The organism is Helicobacter sp. L8 (assembly GCF_003660355.1).
Classification (GTDB): domain Bacteria; phylum Campylobacterota; class Campylobacteria; order Campylobacterales; family Helicobacteraceae; genus Helicobacter; species Helicobacter labacensis.
Window position 1 is genome coordinate 1 of record NZ_QXQR01000050.1, and the last position, 1283, is coordinate 1283.

General features: G+C 44.7%; 1 pseudogene. It reads right to left on the reverse strand.

The annotated features are described in order from the left end of the window. Positions 1-106 precede the first annotated feature (106 nt). A pseudogene (locus EAO37_RS08990) lies at positions 107-1283 on the reverse strand (hypothetical protein); the annotation flags it as partial.

The following is a 1283-nucleotide window of genomic DNA, read 5'->3' on the forward strand; positions in this document are numbered from 1 at the left end:
TTAGCTTGCTGCTGCTCTAAAGCCTCTTGTCTTTGGCTCTCTCTAAAGGCTAGTGCCTGCTCTCTAGGGCTTAAGGGGGGTGTTTGGGGGGATGTGCTATTCTCTTTTAAGGAGTTTGTATGTTTCCATTGCCTGAAGATAAAATGTCGTCATTCTGGTTTAATACAGAGTCGGGGCGGTTATACGCCTTATCTGCCCCTGAAGATGGGTCTTTTGAATATGATTTTAAACGCAAAATGTGGGTTAAGTTTAATTCTACGGCTTCACTTTTAAGATTTAGCGATGTTGCTGATTTGGACTCAGTCAAAATAACCTCAAATGATGTAAAGAGGTTAATATCTAAATCTGACTCTTGACCTAGTTTTCTACTTTTTTCTAATAAAGCTTCTACTTCTTGCGTGCTTAATTTTTGCGCGGTTTCGTTATCTCTTGTGATGTGGTATGTGCTATCTTGCTCTTTCTTAATAGCCCAATTTTTAGAGGTGTGTAACTGCACTTCACTAGGCACTCCGTTATAATTAAACTGGATATGCACGCCCTTGTATCCATTGGCATTCTCCTTATATTCGATTCTATGCCCTATACCCTGCTCTCTTAAATGCGTGGTTATTGAGACTAATTGCCCGTCTAGTTGCTCCTTACTAGGTACGATCACCGCGCCCCTTAAAAGGTCATTCAAGGCATCTACTCTGCCCTGCTTTCTGCTGAGTTTAGAAACTATAGAACTTTCACTTTTTAATAACGCCCCTAACTCTAAAGTGTTATAGCTATTGCCTAGCCCCTCTAAGAGTTGTTTAAAGCTCGCCTCTTGCTCCTTAGCGGTGTGATAGAGTGTGCTAGCCTCCTGCTCAATCTGCTTTAATGCTTCTTCTGATAGTTCAAGGCTAGACTCAGACAAAGATAATGTATCTCCCCCACTCCCCCCGCTCTCACTCTTGGGCGCTCCTCCTCCCCCACTCGCAACGGGGTCAACCCTTCGGCTTAACCCCGGCTCGCCTCCATCATCTGGGGGCATTCCCCCCTCAATCTCTCTAATAAGGGCTTTGGTGGCGTTGTCAAAGTCCTCTCTGCTAGCTAGAGCGCGCAAGTGGGTTTTAAACTCGCTGACACTATGGGACTTGTGCAACGCGCTTTTTAGATGATGCCTTAAAGCTGCTCCGCTCACCTTATCGTTTAACATCTTAGCAAAGGGGATATAGGGCAGAGTGCGCACTAGAGTGTCAAAGAGAACTTTAGTGATCTGGTATTGTGTAGCCCCCTGCACAGAAGTCGCAATAGAACTA